The organism is Chitinophagaceae bacterium (assembly GCA_016717285.1).
GTDB lineage: Bacteria > Bacteroidota > Bacteroidia > Chitinophagales > UBA10324 > JACCZZ01.
Genome location: JADKFU010000004.1, coordinates 707,826 through 727,499, shown reverse-complemented (window position 1 = coordinate 727,499; position 19,674 = coordinate 707,826). Strand labels below are relative to the sequence as shown.

12 protein-coding genes and 2 pseudogenes are annotated in these 19,674 nt (G+C 42.5%); 8 read left to right on the top strand and 6 right to left on the bottom strand.

Annotated elements, in window-relative coordinates:
- Nucleotides 1-28 precede the first annotated feature (28 nt).
- The 3 genes from IPO83_08200 to recR form a co-directional block, all read right to left on the bottom strand.
- The gene (locus tag IPO83_08200) at nucleotides 29-3,016 is read right to left on the bottom strand and encodes a T9SS type A sorting domain-containing protein (GenBank protein ID MBK9731253.1); all 2,988 of its coding nucleotides are present in this window, start codon (nucleotides 3,014-3,016) and stop codon (nucleotides 29-31) included.
- Nucleotides 3,017-3,271: 255 nt separating this feature from the next.
- Nucleotides 3,272-5,245: a glycosyltransferase gene (locus IPO83_08195; protein MBK9731252.1), complete on the bottom strand. Its 1,974-nt coding sequence runs from the start codon at nucleotides 5,243-5,245 to the stop codon at nucleotides 3,272-3,274.
- 209 nt (nucleotides 5,246-5,454) lie between these two features.
- On the bottom strand, nucleotides 5,455-6,081 hold the full coding sequence (gene recR / locus IPO83_08190; GenBank protein MBK9731251.1) for a recombination protein RecR: 627 nt from the start codon (nucleotides 6,079-6,081) through the stop codon (nucleotides 5,455-5,457).
- Nucleotides 6,082-6,228: 147 nt separating this feature from the next.
- Between recR and IPO83_08185 the strand changes: the two genes are divergently transcribed.
- The 8 genes from IPO83_08185 to IPO83_08150 all read left to right on the top strand — a co-directional run bounded on the left by IPO83_08185 (nucleotide 6,229) and on the right by IPO83_08150 (nucleotide 16,674).
- On the top strand, nucleotides 6,229-7,593 hold the full coding sequence (locus IPO83_08185) for a T9SS type A sorting domain-containing protein (GenBank protein ID MBK9731250.1): 1,365 nt from the start codon (nucleotides 6,229-6,231) through the stop codon (nucleotides 7,591-7,593).
- A 1,244-nt stretch (nucleotides 7,594-8,837) separates the two neighbouring features.
- Nucleotides 8,838-10,394 (top strand): T9SS type A sorting domain-containing protein, encoded by a 1,557-nt coding sequence (locus IPO83_08180; GenBank protein ID MBK9731249.1) that lies wholly within the window; start codon nucleotides 8,838-8,840, stop codon nucleotides 10,392-10,394.
- 237 nt (nucleotides 10,395-10,631) lie between these two features.
- Nucleotides 10,632-11,249: an SGNH/GDSL hydrolase family protein gene (locus IPO83_08175; protein ID MBK9731248.1), complete on the top strand. Its 618-nt coding sequence runs from the start codon at nucleotides 10,632-10,634 to the stop codon at nucleotides 11,247-11,249.
- Between the two features lie 309 nt (nucleotides 11,250-11,558).
- Nucleotides 11,559-12,323: an SDR family NAD(P)-dependent oxidoreductase gene (locus tag IPO83_08170; GenBank protein ID MBK9731247.1), complete on the top strand. Its 765-nt coding sequence runs from the start codon at nucleotides 11,559-11,561 to the stop codon at nucleotides 12,321-12,323.
- 44 nt (nucleotides 12,324-12,367) lie between these two features.
- A complete protein-coding gene (gene sbcD / locus IPO83_08165) occupies nucleotides 12,368-13,594 on the top strand; it encodes an exonuclease subunit SbcD (GenBank protein MBK9731246.1) in 1,227 nt (408 codons plus the stop codon).
- Complete coding sequence (locus IPO83_08160; protein ID MBK9731245.1) at nucleotides 13,591-15,276, top strand: AAA family ATPase; 1,686 nt, start codon at nucleotides 13,591-13,593, stop codon at nucleotides 15,274-15,276. Before sbcD ends, IPO83_08160 begins: the two co-directional genes overlap by 4 nt.
- Nucleotides 15,215-15,676, top strand: coding sequence for a hypothetical protein (locus tag IPO83_08155; GenBank protein MBK9731244.1), 462 nt, complete (start codon nucleotides 15,215-15,217; stop codon nucleotides 15,674-15,676). The genes IPO83_08160 and IPO83_08155 overlap by 62 nt, the downstream gene beginning before the upstream one ends.
- Entirely contained in the window at nucleotides 15,652-16,674 is a 1,023-nt protein-coding gene (locus IPO83_08150; protein ID MBK9731243.1) for a hypothetical protein, read from the top strand. Before IPO83_08155 ends, IPO83_08150 begins: the two co-directional genes overlap by 25 nt.
- Nucleotides 16,675-16,816: 142 nt before the next feature.
- On the opposite strand, the pseudogene IPO83_08145 reads toward IPO83_08150, so the two are convergent.
- The 3 genes and pseudogenes from IPO83_08145 to rpsB all read right to left on the bottom strand — a co-directional run bounded on the left by IPO83_08145 (nucleotide 16,817) and on the right by rpsB (nucleotide 19,650).
- Nucleotides 16,817-17,523 (bottom strand): annotated as a pseudogene (locus IPO83_08145) (UMP kinase).
- A 211-nt stretch (nucleotides 17,524-17,734) separates the two neighbouring features.
- Nucleotides 17,735-18,571 (bottom strand): elongation factor Ts, encoded by an 837-nt coding sequence (locus tag IPO83_08140; protein MBK9731242.1) that lies wholly within the window; start codon nucleotides 18,569-18,571, stop codon nucleotides 17,735-17,737.
- 147 nt (nucleotides 18,572-18,718) lie between these two features.
- A pseudogene (gene rpsB / locus IPO83_08135) lies at nucleotides 18,719-19,650 on the bottom strand (30S ribosomal protein S2).
- Nucleotides 19,651-19,674: the final 24 nt, after the last annotated feature.

Genomic DNA, 19,674 nt, shown 5'->3' with positions numbered 1-19,674 from the left:
TTTGCCCCGTATGAAGGAAATCTGAAAATTATTCTTTCACAATTTTTTTAACTGCTTGCAAAACTCCGTTAGAAGTTATGGTTAAAAAATAAACGCCTTTTGGCAGGAATGAACCCAATTCAATAGTGGTGGGCGGCGATTGAACAAACAACATTTGCTGCCCTAATAAATTAGTGATGCACAGGTCGTATTGGTTTTCCGTTGAAAGCTTAAGCGTAAATGCATTTGTAAAAGGATTGGGGAAAACATCGTATGAAGCGGCTGAATCATTCATAGCAGTTGCCGCCTCTTTACACGTTATGGTCACCGTGGTGGCCGCAGAGGTTTTGAAACAACCCGTTGAATTTTTGGTAACCTTCACTTTATAATTTCCTGAAAGTGTTGCAGCGTAAGTAATATTGGTTGCACCGCTGAGATTGCTTCCATTCCTGGTCCATTGATAAGTGAAACCGCTTCCTGAATTCGCAGTCAACAGTGTGCTACCTCCGGCGCACATAGTCACGGTACCTGCAGGACTGATCGTGGCAACAGGATTTGAATTTTGTGTGACAACAATTGTGTTTGAAGTTGATGTGCCGCATAATCCAACAACTGTTACATTATAATTTCCTGTTGTGGAAGCAATGTATGTGGCCGTTGTTGCACTGCTGATATTCACATTGTTTTTCTTCCACTGGTAGGTTACGCTGCCGACTGAAGATGCAGTTAACACAACGCTTCCTCCTTTACAAAAAGTAACAGGTCCTCCCGCAGAAACGGTTACCGAAGGTGCGACACATGCACTTCCCACCCGCATACCGTGACCAAAACTGGTAACCCATACTTCACCTGTAACAAATGGATTGAAGTAAACACGTTCGGGTTGCCGGAAAGGATAGCTTGCAACCTGACTGAACAATGGTGTGGCATCGTTCACATTGTCGCAAGACCAAAGTCCTTGTGTTTCTGTTGTCATGTAAATACGGTTTGCATTTGCAGGATCGAACGTGATGGAAGTAACACGGTCTGTTGAATTTATTTTTGTCCAGTTGGCTCCTCTGTTGGTGGTTTTATACAAACCGCCTCCTGCATTATTCACCGCAGTGCTGCCCCATCCTTTGAACACCCCGACATACCAGGTGTTTTGATTCGCATCATTCGGATCGAGCACGATGTCCTTGCACCAATAAAACATTCCTGGATTAACGCTCAAATCTGTCCATGAATTTCCATCATACATAAATACACCGGAACTGGGCGTGAAGGCACCGGCAGCATCTCTTCTTGCTGAATACGTACACAACACTTTTCCATCATTCAATGCAATCACCGTGGCAGGATGACCTTCTGTTCTGGGTGGTGCCGGAAGTTGCGTCCAGGTGGAAGCAGCATTGTTTTGCAGGTTGATGCATTTATAAATTCCGCCAAGGTTACTGGCGTGATTGATCACACTTGCATATATCGTATTGGGATTGTTGGGATCCAGCGACAACCAGAAAACAGGATGACTGAAATCATGCAGCAGTAACCACGTCAATCCATTGTCTGTTGAATAAATAATTTTTCCGGAATTCGAAACATCCAATGTTGCATCCTGCAAGCGGGTACTTTGATACATGTCGTGAATAGTGGAAAGTGCTGCATACAAATATCCGTTGGAAGGATTGCGCACAATGCGATAGGTGCTGTTTTGATCATTGCCTGTATAATTGAAATTCCAGGAAGCACCGCCGTCGTTGCTGCGCACACCTTTGATATCAGAAAATCCTGCCCACAAATTATTCTGATCAACCCACATCACCTGCCAGCAGGTTGTGTTTTCCAATCCGATACCATGATAACTTTTCCCTTTGGGCGTGGAAACTCCGGCGGCATTCTGATCGGCGGCATTTACGTAAGCCTGTTTCCAGGTAACACCAGCATCGCCGGATTTATGAACGTAACCGAAATCAGTGCAAATAATTTTAGACGCATCATACTTTGCAACGCTGAGTCCGAAAAATACTTCCGCATAACCCCAATCGCGATCACCGCTGCTGCCACACCAACCTGTGTTGATGCTGATATTTCCTTGTGCATTGAACACATGTGTCCATGCATTTCCGCCGTCAGCGGTTTTTAATACATTGGGATAACCAGAAGTATTGCTTCCCGACAAGTAACAAGTATTGATGTCATTTTCCGCCATGCCCACGACCATCGGAAAGTCCACATTCAGATTGAGGCCTGTTTGCTTTTGAATCCAATTACCAGCACCGTAATCAAGTGCATATACGCCTTTTGCAAACTGCCAGTAGTCATAACCGGGAAATCCTGCATAGATGTTTCCTTTGGTGGCAGTCAATACAAAAAAACGAGTGGTGCTTCCCACTTTTGCTCCTGCGAAAGAATACATCGCATTGGTAGTGGGAATACCGGTGGCTGTATTCAATGAAAAGGAAGTTCCACCATTTGTTGAAACATACAATCCATCATTGGTGCCGATATAAATGTTGTTGCCATCGAAAAATGCACCGGCCAGCACAATCCCGCTTCCACTGTTGTTAGCATTGTGGATGAGTGTGAAGCTGCTTCCTCCATTTAGAGTTATATAAAGTTGGCTGTAATAACTCATCACCATTATGTCAGGGTTATCATAATTTGCATAGAGATAATAGACATATTCGGAGTTGTCCGGATTACCTGACAAAGTATTCCATGTTTGTCCGCCGTCCGTACTTTTCACAGGCACCGCAAGATCATCTGCATCCTGAATGCTATACAGAATGCTTGCATTATTCGTGAAGCGGATCACACCGTTTGGTCCGCTTTGAATTTTTTTATAATCAAGAATAGAATAGCTGTTTCCAAAATCTGTGGTGTGAAAATATTCACTCATGTCGCAGGCTACGTAATATTCATTTGTATTTGCAGGATTGATGGAAGGATTAAAAAGCGCACCACCACCACCCGGACCTACACTGTTCCAGGAAGCAGGAATTTGGGAGAAAGAGGCCGCGGAAAGCAGCATCAGGAGGAGGAGGAGTTGGTTTTTCATAAAATTATTTTTTTGATGAAAGAAGATAAAGTCATACAAAGAATGTTTACGGCAATTTTCGTGGCGTTACGTGCTAAATGGTTGTTGCATGCATTGCCACGGAGGCATGAAAATGCACGGAGATTAACAGGATGCGTAAATTTTGTCGTGGAGCTCACTAGAAACAAAATGCTGAATGCTCTTACGCAAAAGAACAGCCGGTGTTACAACAACGATTGCTGAAGGAAACGGATGATCTGAAGGAAATCGCGGTTGTCAATTCCGTGTGGTTCCGAGCAACCTGAAACATTTGAGGAACAACTCAGCATCGTGCGAGGTGGTATAATCTTTTGCATACAACAGGTTGATGCGGGAAATAGCCGCATCATTGAGGTGTGTTGCTCTCAACTCGTCAAGCGGTGTGAGCACTCCGTCCCGCAAGAGCGGAAGCTGGAACTGTTGGTGTGTTCCGCCGGCATAACCAACCCAGCCTTTTTTTCCGCCAAGCACTTTGAAAATATTACCGATCAATCCAAGTGGATTTTTAATAATAAAAACATTGAGGGGCAAAGTGAGCAGCAGAAAAAGTGCAGTAGCCAGATCAAATAACCGTTTACTTCTTTTGTTAAAAGGGGTTGCGATAGCCAGTTTGATATCAATGGTGTATAATTCTCCCGGCGCATCTTTTGAATTGCTGCCAATGATGCTGAGTGAATCTTCCGGAACAATCTTGTATTCAAGATCAGGTCCGATGTTGGTCATCCATTCAATAATTTTTTGTGAAGAAATATCTTTCGAACAAAAAATCAGTTCTTCAATTTTATAGATGCGTGTAATCTCCGTCAACTGGTGCACCTCACCGAGGTGATGAGGGTTGTGATGATTTTCTGACTGAATAGAAACATAACCAATGTAATCGTTTTTAATTTTTGCCTGATTAAGCAACATTTCAACGCGTGATGTTTCTTCCCTGTTTCCCACAATAATCAGCTTCTTCTCCCGTGCTTCACCTAATCGCAAATTTTTGAACTTCACAAAGTGAATAAGCAACCGCAGTCCGATCATAGAGAACAGACCAAAGATGAATCCGAGGATGATCATGGCACGTGAGAAACGCATGGTCTCCGGCAGAAAGCCGTAGATTGCTGCTATCACAATGGTGCCGAAGAACAGTCCACGGATGATGCGCGCAGGCCTTGCATTTTTTTCATAGCCGCCACTGAAAAATACGGAGAGCTGCCAAATCAAAATATAACCGGGAATAATGAAGTAGATATATTCTTCCGGGTACGTAAGTCCTTCTGCCACCTTAACATTGTATTGCCAGTAGTTCTTGAGCAGTACCATGCCGCCATACATTGTAAGTGCGTCAACAATTGGCAGTACCCATCGTTTTATAAAAGAAGAGACGACAGATAATATAGCCCGAAGGTAAATGGCCACTTTTAACATCAGGATATAAATTCCTGCACCGCTGCTGCTGAAATGCTTCTGTGCAAAAATGATCATGGCCTGGTAAAACATACGGACATAATTCATCGTGCCCTTCTTCGTGCTTTCTCCCTTGTAATGAATGATACGCGTATCGGCGAAGTAATAATTTTTATAGCCTGCTTTCACAATACGATACGAAAGATCAATGTCTTCGCCATACATAAAGAAAGATTCATCGAGCCAGCCTGCTTTATCCAGCGCTGTTTTGCGGATGAACATGAAGGCACCAGCGAGCACATCCACTTCATGCGTTTCATTTTCTGAAAGATAACCGAGGTGATAGCCACCGAATATTTTTGAGTTTGGAAACAACCTTGATAATCCAAAGGCTTTATAAAATCCGACAGACGGCGATGGAAATCCGCGCTTCGATTCGGGAAGAAAATTTCCTTTGCCATCGAGCATCTTCACGCCGAGTGCTCCTGCCTCTTGATGCTCCTCCATAAACTGAAAGCATTTTTCAAAAGTGTCTTCTTCTACAATAGTATCGGGATTCAATAATAAAACATATTGACTTTTTGCTATCGCGATGCCCTGGTTGTTGGCTTTTGCAAACCCGACATTCTCACAGTTTTCTATGTAAATAACATCGGGAAATTTCTCCCGCATCATGTCGCCGGAACCATCAACAGAATTGTTATCGACCACAATAATTTCTGCTGATAAATGTCGCACAGCCTTCTTCACAGACAATAAAGCCTGTTCCAGAAAGAACCGGACATTGTAATTGACAATGATTACGGAAAGCTGAAGCATTGGCGAAAGTTAGCTGTAAACTTTTCCATACCAAAACAGCGCGCTTGAAAAGATATTGTTGCGCTTCTCTTATACTGATTGTTACATCAACGCTGCTTACAAAATGGGGCAATGGCTAAATAGTTAAATGGTTGCGCGAAGCGGGAATAGTCGTACAAAACAACAAACGACTAAGGACTCACGACTAACTACTCGCTACTCTTTACGCACTATTCCCCACTCCTCACCAGATAATTCTCATACGGCATCCTTGTAGCAATAGACCGTGCCAGCGTAATATCATCTACATATTCCAGCTCGCCACCAAATGAAATGCCGCGTGCTATGCTGGTGATCTTAACAGGAAGTGACTGTAGTTTTTTCGAGAGATAGAAAATAGTTGTGTCGCCTTCAATGGTAGGATTCAATGCCATAATTACTTCTTTGATCTCACCTGCTTTGCACCTTTCGCCCAGGGAATCAATATTCAATTCTTCCGGTCCGATTCCTTCCAGCGGACTTATTACACCACCTAAAACATGATACAAGCCATTATATTGATTGGTGGATTCAATCGCAATCACATCGCGGATATTTTCTACTACACATACCAGCGAATGATTACGTTTCGGGCTTTCACAAATGCTGCACAACTCATGATCTGAAATGTTGTGGCAGTTTTTACAGAACCGAATCTCCTTGCGCATGCGCACAATCGCATCACCGAATTGCTCTACAGCAGCTACATCCTGTTTCAACAGGTGCAACACCAATCGTAAGGCCGTCTTTTTTCCAATGCCCGGCAATTTCTCAAATGCGGTAACGGCTTGCTCTATAAGTTTAGAAGGAAAATTCATGGGCTTCAAAAATAGAATTTATCATCAAAAGGTTGGTGTTTCCAACATGCCTTCGTTAAAAGCCCTCAACTCGTTCCTTTATTTCAAGATTTCGTTTTCGCTATTTCAGAGATAAAATTTAGTTTTGAGAAACTAAAATCCAAAATCATGAGAAAAACTTTACTTTTTTTAATTGCCACTTTTTTCCTTGCAGCGAATGTTTCTGCGCAATGGATTGAACAAGTTACCGGCCTCTCTGTAAATAGGGCAGTTAACCAGATTGTAATTACAAGTCAGAATACTGCCTGGGTTTCTGCTTTTGATGCTGCAGCAGGCGCTAATGTGCGTGACTATTCAAGAACGACAGATGGTGGAGCAACATGGACGGCAGGTACAGTTTCTGCAGCACCAACCTCTTACAATTGGTCTTGCCTTGCTGCTGTTGATGCAAATACTGCATGGGCGATGTTCTTCAAAAATACTGCAACCGCGACTGGGCGCATTTATAAAACAACTGACGGAGGAACAACCTGGACGCAGCAAGGTACAGGTGTCATTTTTAACACAAGTGGTGTATCTTTTCCAGACGTATTACATTTTTGGGATGCGAATATCGGTGTCGCAGTTGGTGATCCTGTTAATGGAGAATTTGAAATTTATACTACTACTGATGGTGGAACAACCTGGACTCCAGTGCCCGGAGCAAACATACCTGATCCTACTGCCGGCGAATATGGACTTACCAGATCTTTTGCTGCCAGAGGAAATACCTTTTGGTTTGGTACGAATGCTGGTCGGGTTTTTAGATCCACAGATTACGGTGCTACCTGGACTGTATATTCAACAGGAACCACTAATGCAGTGGTATCACTTGATTTTGCCGACGACATGACAGGTTGGATTGAAATGAGCGATCCCTCTACGTTTGCATTTCTTTCCTTGTACCGTACTTATGATGGAGGCGATACATGGACAGATATTACTCCCTCAGATTATTTCTACAATGCAAGCGGCCCAGGCGATATTTCTTTCGTGCCAAATACAACCAGTACTATCGTTGCGGCTGGTTATGATACCAATAGTGCTTTATTTGGATCTGAATATAGTTTAGATGGTGGAGATACCTGGGTGGAAATTGACAACGATGTAATTCATCTTACTGTTGAATTTTACGATAATATAACCGCATGGAGTGGCGGCCTAAGTGTTGATCAATCTACCGGAGGAATCTCAAAATACGACGGCGGATTTGTAGCAACCGGTATTGCACCCGTTGTTTCTGATTATACTTTTAAACTTTACCCTAACCCTTCCGACGGATTATTTTATATCTCTTTTGACGCGGAAAATAATCTGCCCATCAACCTGCAGATTACAGATGCCATGGGAAAATTGGTGATGCAAACATCTTACAAAGACAAATCACAACTCTGGCTCAAATCTATCGACATGAGAAAATTCCAGAACGGCGTTTACTTTTTGAAAATAGAAAACAATGGAGTTGAAACCATGCGGAAATTGATCGTACAGTAGTTGATCTCATTCAGAAAAGGTAAGAGCGCAATGAATCACCTTTCATTGCGCTCTCTTTTTTTGGTATTGCAATTTTCTCGCAAAGGCGCAAACACGCAAAGAAAAATTACAGCATACCATCTTTGCGAGCTTAGCGCCTTTGCGAGTAGTGAACCTTTTCTGAAGGGAAAAAATAGTAGTGACGTTAATATAAGTACTACCAGTTCTCACTGCAAACTTGTCGATTTTCAATCTTTTTGCAGGACGCCATTGTAAGGTACAAAGCACTCAAAGATATACAGCCTACCATCTTTGCGTGCTTAGCGCCTTTGCGAGTAGTAAACCTTTCGGAAGGAAAAAATAGTGGTGATGTTCAAAGAACTACCAGTTCTCACTACAAACTTGTCAATTTTTAATCTTTTTGCAGGACGCCATTGTAAGTTGCAAAGCACTCAATGATTTACAGCTTACCATCTTTGCGAATTTTGCGCCTTTTCAGTAGTGAACCTTTCGGAAGGAAAAAATAGTAGTGACGTTAATATAAGAACTACCAGTTCTCACTGCAAACTTGTCGATTTTCAATCTTTTTGCAGGTCGCCATTGTAAGGTGCAAAGCACTCAAAGATATACAGCCGACCATCTTTGCGTGCTTAGCGCCTTTGCGAGTAGTGAACCTTTCGGAAGGAAAAAATAGTGGTGATGTTCAAAGAACTACCAGTTCTCACTGCAAACTTGTCGATTTTCAATCTTTTTGCAGGACGCCATTGTAAGGTACAAAGCACTCAAAGATATACAGCCTACCATCTTTGCGTGCTTAGCGCCTTTGCGAGTAGTAAACCTTTCGGAAGGAAAAATAGTGGTGATGTTCAAAGAACTACCAGTTCTCACTACAAACTTGTCAATTTTTAATCTTTTTGCAGGACGCCATTGTAAGTTGCAAAGCACTCAATGATTTACAGCTTACCATCTTTGCGTGCTTAGCGCCTTTGCGAGTAGTGAACCTTTCGGAAGGAAAAAATAGTGGTGATGTTCAAACAACTACCAGTTCTCATTGCAAACTTGTCGATTTTTAATCTTTTTGCAGGACGCCATTGTAAGGTGCAAAGCACTCAATGATCTACAGCCTGCCATCTTTGCGTGCTTAGCGCCTTTGCGAGCACCTTTTTTCGCCGTCCTGTATTAATAACTCCTCTTTATATATTCATTGTATTTTAGCTTTTCGATCCATCACCGCTAATTCTCTTTTTTATTTTTAATTCCTCCGTATGAAAAAGCTTCTCCTCATTTTGATCCTCTTTAATTTGAAAGTTGCGGAAGCACAATTCGAGAACATCAAAATTGACGACAGCGGTGGTCCCGAAGAACCCAGCATCTGCATCAATCCTAAAAACACCAATAATATGGTAGCCGGTGCCAACATCAATTATGTTTATCAATCACTTGATGGTGGACAAACCTGGCAGAAAGATGAACTCGAATCTCCCTATGGTGTTTGGGGCGACCCGTGCATCTTTGCCGATACAGCCGGAAATTTTTATTTCATCCACCTTTCCAATCCTTCCAATGGAAACTGGATCGATCGCATTGTATGTCAGCGTTCCATTAATCAGGGCGCATCGTGGTCTGTAGGAACCTATACCGGTTTGAATGGAACAAAGGCTCAGGATAAAGCGTGGACTACAGTAGATCAGGTCACCAATACGATTTATGTAACATGGACACAATTTGATCAGTACGGGAGCGGCAACCCAAACGACAGCTCTATCATTCTTTTTTCAAAATCTACCGATCATGCATCAACATGGAGCGCTCCGGTTCGCATCAATCGTCTCGCAGGTGATTGTCTTGATGGAGATAATACTACGGAAGGAGCGGTTCCGGCTATTGGTGCGAATGGCGAAGTGTATGTGTGCTGGTCTAATCGTGACACCTTATTCTTTGATAAATCATTTGATGGTGGTGTCACCTGGCTAAATGATGACATCATAGTTTCAGATCAACCCGGTGGTTGGGATTATGATATTCCCGGCATGTTGCGTTGCAATGGTTTGCCGGTTACAAAAACGGATTTGAGTAACGGTCCTAATCATGGAACTATTTATGTAAACTGGACCGACCAGCGCAATGGTTCCGACAATACCGATGTGTGGCTTGCTAAATCCGCTGATGGTGGAACTACCTGGAGCGCTCCTTCAAAAGTGAATGATGATGGATTTGCCAAGCATCAGTTTTTGACGTGGATGGATATTGATCAGACTACCGGTTATATCTACATCCTTTTTTATGACCGGCGTAATTATATTGATCAATCAACCGATGTTTACCTGGCCTATTCCATTGATGGTGGCGTTACTTTTACCAATCAAAAAATAAGCGAACAACCTTTTCAACTCACCACGGATGTATTCTTTGGCGATTATACCAACATTAGTGTATATGATGGAAAAATCGCTCCCATCTGGACAAGGCAGGATGGAACTTCCACTTCCGTCTGGACAGCTTTGGTTGACATTGCAACATTGACTGAAACAACTCCGGGTCCCGGGCCCGAACATTTCACACTGTATCAGAATTATCCGAATCCATTCAGTAATCAAACATCATTCGAAATCAACATTACGCAACCGGGAAATTATTCCCTCACCTTATATGATCTTTTAGGAAAAGAAGTAACAAAAATCATTGCAAACGAATTTCTAAGAAAGGGCTGGCACACATTTACCATTGATGCAAAAAAATTACAGCTTTCCTCCAACACTTATTATTACGCGTTGCAAAATGGAAGTGAAATGCAAAGCAAGAAGTTGTTGGTGTTGTATTGAAATGATATAGCATGATTGGTTGACAGGTTCGTCCGTACACCCGATAATTTATCTGTCATTGCTCAAAGCCAATTTTTTCAGCGCTGAAATCTTCTGAAAGGTTTGGTTCCCTTAAATTCAATATCCTACCCTATTTGTAATTGCATCCAAATGCTCCTGTCAAATACAATAATAAAAGTGATGTTGTCCATCATCGCTTTCTTCCCCATCTTGCTGTCGTTTTCACAAACTCATTCTATGCAAAGCAGCACTAAAGAATATTCCATGTTGTGCCTCGGCGATTCATATACCATCGGTGAGCGGGTAGAGGAAGCAGACAGGTTTCCTAATCAAACCATTTTGCAACTTCATTCCAAAGGAATTTATTTTGAAAATCCGCGCATCATCGCCACTACAGGCTGGACGACAGATGAATTAATGATAGCCATTCAGGATGCTGATATTCATCAAACCTATGATATCGTTACGTTACTAATTGGTGTAAACAATCAGTATCGTGGAAGAAGCGCGGAGGAATACAGGCTACAGTTTGCTGAGTTGCTGGAACTGGCAATTACATTTTCAGGCCATCAAAAAAATAAAGTCATCGTGCTATCCATTCCTGATTGGGGCGCCACACCATTTGCAGAAGGTCGTAACCGGGAAGCAATTGCAAAAGAAATAGACCAATTTAATGACATCAATAAAGAAGAAAGTGAAAAGCGAGGCGTCCATTATCTTGACATCACTGCTATTTCAAGAAAGGGAATGAATGACTCTTCCTTGATAGCTGATGATGGCTTACATCCTTCCGGGAAAATGTATGCGGCCTGGGCGGAGCTGGTAACGCAGGTGATTAAAGATGAAATGAAATAATTTTGAATGGTAGCTCTTCAATGATGAATGATAATGCCGCCCTTACAGGGCTTCCTTTCTGTTTTAATTTAATTTCTACCATAATTTCTCCCCGCTGGGTCTTACAACAAAAATGGCATTATGAGGAATGAATCAACCAGTTAATATAACCCCGGCGGGGTGATTGTATGGTAGAAACAAAATCAGAAGAACAACAAAGCCCCATCATGGCAACATTATGGTAGAAACATGAAGAAGGAAACGATCACAAAGACCTGTAAGGGCGAAATTATCGTAACATAACGCAACAATCCCAACCCAAATAAAATCATGTCCAACACCATTTTCATCACCGGCGGCACCTCAGGATTCGGCCACGCCATTGCCCGCATTTTTGCAAAAAACAAATATCGCATCATCATCACCGGACGCAGAACCGAACGACTAAGAGAAGTCGCTGATGAATTAAGAAATGAATTCAATGCTGAAGTGCTTTCCTTAAATTTCGATGTATGCGACAAGGAGGCAGTAACCAATGCTGTTACATCAATGCCTGATGGATGGAAAAATGAAATTTCCATTCTCGTCAATAATGCCGGACTTGCAGCAGGATTGGATTTAATTCAGGATGGCAACACCGACGACTGGGATCAGATGATTGACACGAATGTGAAAGGATTGTTGTACGTAACAAAAGCAATTGTTCCGTTCCTGATTGCAAAGCAACAGGGACATATTTTTAACATGGGTTCGCTTGCCGCTAAACATGTTTATGAAAAAGGAAACGTGTACTGCGCTTCCAAATTTGCTGTAGATGCACTTTCTCAAAGCATGCGTATTGATTTGCTCAAACATCGCATAAAAGTAACCACCATTCATCCGGGCGCAGTGGAAACGGAATTTTCAAATGTACGTTTCAAGGGAGATAACGAAAGAGCAAAAGCTGTGTACAATGGCTATCAGCCATTGATAGCAGAAGATATCGCAAACGTGGTTTTTTATTGCGCAACCTTACCACCTCATGTTTGCATCAATGAATTGCAGATTTCTCCTACTGCGCAGGCAAGTCCATTTTACCTCGACCGCAAACAATAAAATGCAGTATCTTCAAATTGTATATTCTACAGCACCAACCTTACATGCGCATCCTTCATACTGCTGACTGGCACCTTGGCAAACGTCTTGAAAATTTTTCCCGCTTAGCGGAACAGGAAGAAGTGCTCGAAGAGATCTGCAATATTGCACAAGAACAACAGGTAGATGCAGTTTTGATTGCCGGTGATCTCTTCGATACCTTCAATCCTTCCACAGAAGCCGTTGAATTATTTTACAGGACCGTAAAACGATTGGCCAACAACGGAGCACGTGCAGTAGTTGCTATCGCAGGAAATCACGATTCCCCGGAACGCATCGAAGCACCTGATCCATTGGCACGCGAATGCGGGATCATCTTCGCCGGTTTTCCGAATTCAATAGTTAAGCCTTTTTCATTGCAGGATGGAATAGCAGTAACAAAAAGTGACACAGGTTTTTTAGAACTGAAACTTCCACATATTGATTTCCCGCTTCGGTTATTGCTTACGCCCTATGCAAGTGAATTGCGTTTGAAAACATTTCTCGGATCAGAAGATCAGGATGCAGCATTGCGAACATTGCTGCAACAGCATTGGGAAATTCTTGCCGCGACTTATTGCGATCAACAGGGAGTAAACTTGATGCTTGCACATCTTTACTTCATGAAAAAGGACGGAACACCTCCTGAAGAACCTGAAGATGAAAAACCCATTTTACATTTGGGCGGTGCACAGGCGATCTATTCAGAAAATATTCCTGCACAAATGCAGTATGTCGCACTTGGGCATTTACACCGCAAACAACAAATTGATCCTGTTCCATGTCCGGTCATTTACAGCAGTAGTCCGCTGGCATACAGTTTCAGTGAAGTGAATCAACAGAAGTATGTGATGATTGTTGATGCTTTGCCCGGAAAACCGGTTGTAGTTACTGACGTTCCTTTGCAAAAGGGAAAACGCTTATTGCGCTATCGTGCCGAAAATATTTCTATTGCCATCGAATGGCTGAAAGATCATGCAGAAGCATTGGTGGAAATCACGATGGTTACAGAAGATTTTCTGACTGCCGGAGAAAGAAAACAATTGTCTGCTGCTCATTCATTTATCATCAATATTATTCCTGAAGTGAAGAATAAAAGCAGTTCATCAAATATGTTAACGGTTGGTCCCGACATCACCAAAACCATGAGTGAATTATTTGAAGATTATTTCGAACACCGGCATGGACAACGACCCAATGAAAACGTGCTGAATTTATTTAAAGAGCTGCTGGCAGTGGAGGAACTTTCATGATACCTGTTAGTCTCACCATTGGTGGCATTTATTCCTACCGGGAAAAACAAACCATCGATTTCCAACCGCTCACCAATGCAGGCATCTTCGGCATTTTCGGATCTGTTGGCAGCGGAAAGTCAACGATTCTGGAAGCCATCTCATTTGCATTGTATGGTGAAACCGAACGGCTGAACAAACGGGACGATCGTGCTTATAATATGATGAACCTGAAATCCAAAGAACTGTTTATTGATTTCATTTTTAAAACCGGTGCTGATGAACAGGAATACCGTTTCCTGGTAAAAGGAAAACGCAACAATAAGAATTTTGAAAAAGTAGCAACACTTGATCGCTCAGCTTATAAGAAAGTGAACGAAGCGTGGGAACCGGTTGAGGTAGAAGCCATCACTTCCATTTTGCAATTAAGCTATGAAAATTTCAGGCGCACCATCATTATTCCGCAAGGCAAGTTTCAGGAATTTCTGGAACTCACCGATACTGAACGTACGAGAATGATGAAAGAGCTTTTTCACTTGCAGCGGTTCGAGCTGTACGATAACATATCAGTGCTCGAACAAAAGAACAATGAACAACGCATCAGATTAGAAGAGCGCATTCAGCAAACAGGATTAATTACTGCAGAAGAAATAGCTGCAAAAGAAAATGAATCATTACTGTTGCAGCAACAATTAAAAAGCAATCAGTTATTAATTGCTGAGAAAAAAGCAGCAGAGCAACTGTTTCTTCAATTGAAAAAGCTTTTTATCCGCATTGCCGAACAAAAAGCGTTGCAGCTTGCTCTTCAGCTGCAACAACCTGGTATGAAGCTATTGGAACAACGAATCAAGAGTTATGAATACTGCCTATTGCATTTCAAACCCCTTTTCGATCGCAGAACAGAACTTCAAAAACAACAAGACGATCAGGTCGCAATGTTAAGTCTGCAAACAAAAGAATTGCAGCAAATTGAAAAAACACTCACAGAAAAGGAAAAGCAATTTCCGGAAATAAAAAATGCTTTTGAAAACCGGCAACAGCTGAAAGCGAGAAGTGAGGAGCTTCAAAAAATTATTCAGCTGAATGAACTGCACGCTGCTTTGCAAAAGGTCAACCTGCGACTTGAAAAAGGAAACATCTTTTTACAAACTACAGATGCGGAACTTTTAACCCTTCAACAGCAAAAAGATTCTATTTCGATACAAGTAAAAGAACTGAAAGAAAGCCTGCCCGACTTTTTATTGCTTTCTGAAATCAAAAGCTGGTTCATACACAAGAATTCCTTCGCAACAACAGTTCAAAATACAATCAATGAACAGCAAAGCATATCAATGAAAACAAATGCGCTGTCTGCTGATAAGAATGCTTTGTTTACACCGGTCATAAAAAAAATATTGCCGGGAATAATAATCGATGAAACATCAGGCGAACTCATCGGCCAATTTAAAATCCGGTTGAACGAAATTGCGGAAACACTTCAATCAAATGAAAATGAATTGCAACATCTTTTGCTGCAACAGCAGTTGGAAGAATATGCTACACAAATAAAACCCGGTGAACCTTGTCCTTTGTGCGGAGCCATTGAACATCCACAAATCCTGTCAGCTACGGAAGTTAAAGTATCCATAAAAAAAATTAACCTTGAAAAGGAAATTGCGCAGAAGAATATCGCCTTGCTACAAAAAGATAATTCAGGAACTTGAAATCATCCGGAGCCGCGAAGCGTCAACCGCGGAGCAATTAGCCGCTCTGCAGCAACGACTGAAGAAAGAAAAATCCTTATTGAAGAAGCACGATGATAAATTCATTTGGACATCCTGGCAAAAAGAAGATGAGCAGGAATTGAACAAGCAATTTTCATTGGCGGATCAACAAAAAAAGTCAATTGCTAAAGCGGAAGCAGCGTTTGAAAAAATTGAAAAACAACGAAAGGAAAAAGAAACTCAAAAAGAAACGGGCAGAACTACACTTGAGAATTTAAAAAATGAATCCTCTGCCTTGCAGGCGCAGGTAAGTTTATTGCAAGAACAGTTTAAGCTGTTAAACGCCGATGAGTATACCGAAGCGGAAACAAAAACATCAACCAGGAAATTCTCCAACTGAAGAATGCTTACGACAAAGCGGAAGAAAACTTCCGGTCACTGGAACTGCAACTGCAACAGTTGCGCAAAATTACCGGCGAGTTAACAGGATCGATAACCACCGGAAAAAGCAACCTCGAAACGCTGACGCGTCTATTAAAAGAAACAGCAGACAATTTATTTGATCTCGAAAAGAATTCCGGTATCGACATCCTCACAGCAACCACCTTGCTTGCATCACAATTGAATGTTCCTGCATCCAGAAACTCTCTTCAACAATTCCAACTAAAATTACACACAGCAACCCAACTGCTGGAAGAGAGTGAAAAAAATACAGCAGGAAAAACTTATGATGCAACACTGCATGATCAGCTGCTTCAGGAGCTTACAGCATGTTCTTCTTTGATCGAACAACAGCAACAACAGTCTGCAACGCTTTCAGCATCAATTAACCAGGCGAAGCAACAAGTGGAGCAACGTATTCTTTTAACACAAGAGTTAAATACAGTGCAATTACGAGGCGAAGATATTTCCACGCTGAAGAATTTATTCAAAGCAAGTGGCTTTGTTAATTATGTTTCTTCCGTTCATTTGCAACAGTTGTGCAATGCTGCCAATGATCGTTTTTATAAACTCACGCGACAGAAGCTGAGACTGGAAGTAAGTGAAAGCAATAATTTCCTGGTTCGTGATTTCATGAACAACGGTCAACTGCGCAGCGTGAAAACACTTTCCGGCGGACAGAAATTTCAGGCCGCTTTGTCGCTCGCACTGGCATTGGCAGATAGCATACAAATTCATTCCCAATCAAAGCAGAATTTCTTTTTTCTTGATGAAGGTTTCGGCTCTCTCGATAGTGACTCACTCGACATGGTATTTGAAACGCTTCGCTCGCTAAGAAAGGAAAACCGGATTGTCGGCATCATCTCACACGTAAAAGAAATGCAACAGGAAATTGATACGTGCCTTACCATTGTGAATGATGAAGAGAAAGGCAGCGAGATCGTCGCGAATTGGTAACCCGCATGTACAACGAACTTTAGTTCGTTCATCAACCTCCGCATTCACCCATACGATGCGGTTTTCACTCAATAGCTCAGCAACGCATCGGAGGGGTTAACTTCCAGATATAACGAACTTTAGTCCGTTAAAGCCTTTCACCTTAAGAAACCCTCGTTCCAATTTGCTCACCCTGCAGCAACCGCAGTAAATTTCCCGGCGTATTCACATCAAATACAATTATGGGCAAATTGTTTTCCCGACAAAGCGTAAACGCTGTCATGTCCATCACGCTGAGTTTTCTTTCATATGCTTCATTGAAAGTTAGCGTGTCATATTTGGTAGCGGTGGGATCTTTCTCGGGATCAGCCGTATAAATTCCATCCACACGTGTTCCTTTTAACAATACATCGGCACCGGTTTCAATAGCGCGCAGTGAAGCGGCGGTATCGGTTGTGAAAAAGGGGTTTCCTGTACCTGCACCAAAATTACCACTCTTCCTTTTTCAAGATGTCGCATGGCCCGGCGACGAATGTAAGGCTCGCAGATCTGCTCCATCTTTATAGCTGACATCAGGCGTGTATTGATACCATATTTTTCCAGCACACTTTGTAAAGCCATTCCATTCATTACAGTAGCAAGCATTCCCATATAATCGCCCTGCGCGCGCTCAATGCCAGCTTCCTCTGCATCCATGCCACGGTAAATATTTCCGCCGCCAATTACAATGGCCACCTGTACTCCCGCATCTACAGCCGATTTTATTTCCCGCGCATAGAGGTTAGTCATGTCTGGATCAATTCCGAATTCCTGTTTGCCCATCAGCGATTCGCCGGACAGTTTGAGCATGATGCGTTTAAATTTATTCATGTGGTGGTGGCTTGAAAGCAAAATAATAAGGGAATGGAAAGCAGGTGCTCATTCATTTTACTGATTGAAACCGAAACCGGTAATTCAAGAAAATGTAGTGGTCGGTTTTAATCTTATCTGTATCAAGGGAAGTCGCAATTTTCAATTTTCGTTTTAATTGAAACATACAAACATAAAAAAAGGAGAGAATGAATTTCTCTCCTTTTCTTTTTTAGTTCGAAAGCGACACCCGCTTAAAGGCTATTACTCTCAGTTCTTTATCAATTCCTTTGAGCACATCCGTCACGGTCTTTTTATTATCCTTCACAAATTCCTGGCTCAGCAGTGTGTTCTCTTTAAAATATTTCTGTAAAGCGCCAGCTGCTATTTTATCTATCATTGCATCAGGCTTGCCGTCTGCTTTTGCTTTTTCACGCGCAATGTCCAACTCGCGATCGACTACATTTTGTGGCACCGTAGTTTGATCTACCGAAACAGGATTCATGGCCGCAACCTGCATCGCAAGATCTTTTCCAATAGCTGTTACAGCATCGGAAGCAGGCTGGTTGAAAGCAACCAAAACACCCAATTTATAATTAGAATGAATGTAGGGAACGACGCACTCACCTTCCAGGCGTTCTACACGACGCACTTCAATCTTCTCACCAATCTTGCCTACCATTTCAATTACCTTTTCGCCGATGGTAACACCCTGGTAAGGAAGCGAGGCTATTTGCTCTGCGGATTCAATACCGTTATCCAATGCAAGTTGCGCGGCGGCTCTTGCAAATGCCATGAAATCTTCATTCTTGGCTACAAAATCAGTTTCGCAACTCAGGTTCAGCACAACGCCTTGTGTCATGGAGCCATTCGCGATCGCGATCACTACGCCTTCTTTTGCTTCGCGGTCAGAACGAAGGGCTGAAACCTTCTGTCCTTTCTTACGGAGATAATCGATGGCTTTTTCAAAATCACCTTCAGATTCTACAAGTGCTTTCTTACAATCCATCAGTCCTGCACCGGTTTGCTGACGAAGTTTGTTTACGTCTGCTGCTTTTATTTCTACCATTTTTTTTAATTGAATTGATGATTAAAAATTGTTTCGGTTCCCACCAATAAGGTGTTCGTTCCATCTCACCAGCAACTGAATGTTGAGCCGCTGATCCTTTCCCGATTGGTTTGTTTTGATGAAGGAAGAAATGCTCCTTCCGGTTATTTACTTCGGCCGCTGCTGTGGTCGCTGAGCAGGACGTGCCGGACCACGACGGCGATTCGGACCACCTGCGGGAGTTTTTCCTCCTGCCGGAGTCCTTCCTCCACCACCACCACCGGCAGTTCTACCACCTTTCTTCGGTCCACCACGTTTTTCGCGTTCTTCCTCATCTTCACCCATGTTAAATTCGCGTCTCAATTCTGCACTCTCGTCGTCATCTTGTGCAGCGTCAAGTGCTTCTTTGTCCTTCTGGCGTTCTTCCAATCCTTCGATAAGCGCCTGGGTGAGATAATTGGTTACAATGGCGATGGATTTGGTAGCATCGTCATTGGCGGGAATAGCAAAGTCAACCTGCGTAGGATCGCTGTTGGTGTCTACCATTCCGATGGTTTGAATATTAAGCTTCTTGGCTTCAGCCAGAGAGATATGTTCGTGCATGATATCTACAAGGTAGATGGCAGCAGGCAAACGGTTGAGGCCGGCGATACCACCGAGCACTTTTTCCAGCTTGGCTTTATCGCGCATCAAACGGAGGCGTTCTTTCTTAGTGATATTTTCCAGTGTGCCATCCGTCAGCATCTTTTCGATGCCCTGCATCTTCTTGATAGATTTGCGGATCGTGGAAAAATTGGTCAACATTCCTCCCAACCAACGTTCCGTTACATAAGGCATTCCGGCGCGCTGTGCTGCTTCGGCTACAATTTCCTTTGCCTGCTTTTAGTGGCAACAAAAAGAATTTTCTTACCGCTGCGGGCAATCTGACGCATGGCCGCTGCTGTTTCTTCCAGCGATTCGAGTGTTTTATTCAGGTCGATGATATGAATCCCTTTGCGCTCCATAAAAATGTAGGGCATCATCTTAGGGTTCCATTTTTTCTTCAGGTGACCAAAGTGTACACCTGCTTCAAGCAATTGTTTATATTGAATTTGTTCCATGATGCGGATTCGGAATTTTGTACG